General features: G+C 33.6%; 2 pseudogenes. Both read left to right on the top strand.

The features are described 5' to 3' along the window. Window positions 1–67, top strand: a pseudogene (locus DU473_RS08190) (50S ribosomal protein L32); the annotation flags it as partial. Window positions 68–72: 5 nt separating this feature from the next. Beyond that, window positions 73–393 (top strand): annotated as a pseudogene (locus DU473_RS08185) (phosphate acyltransferase PlsX); the annotation flags it as partial.

Below are 393 nucleotides of genomic sequence, written 5' to 3'. Positions count from 1 at the left end.
TATTAAAGATAAAGATGGAAGTTATAAAATGCCTCATCGTGTTAATCCAGTAAGTAAGGAATACTAAAATTTATGATAAACATTGCAATTGATGCAATGGGTGGCGATTTTGGAGAAAAACCTATTGTTGAAGGTGTAATACAAGCTTTAAGTATAAAGCCTTTTAATGCAATTTTAGTAGGTCAGTCTGAAATTTTAAAACCTTTAATTCCGCAACATTTAGAACAATATATTCGATATGAAGAGGCAAACGAAATTTTCTCTATGGAAGAAAGTGCTACAGAGGATTTAAAACGAAAAGAGACAACTATTTATAAAGCTATAGAACTTGTAAAAGAAGGCAAAGCAAAACCAGACGTACCAGCAGGACATAGTGGAGCACCCAGGACGGTG

The sequence above is a fragment of the Campylobacter novaezeelandiae genome, assembly GCF_004323845.1.
Classification (GTDB): domain Bacteria; phylum Campylobacterota; class Campylobacteria; order Campylobacterales; family Campylobacteraceae; genus Campylobacter_D; species Campylobacter_D novaezeelandiae.
The sequence above is the reverse complement of the archived record's forward strand: the minus strand, read 5'-3'. Positions and strand labels throughout refer to the sequence as shown.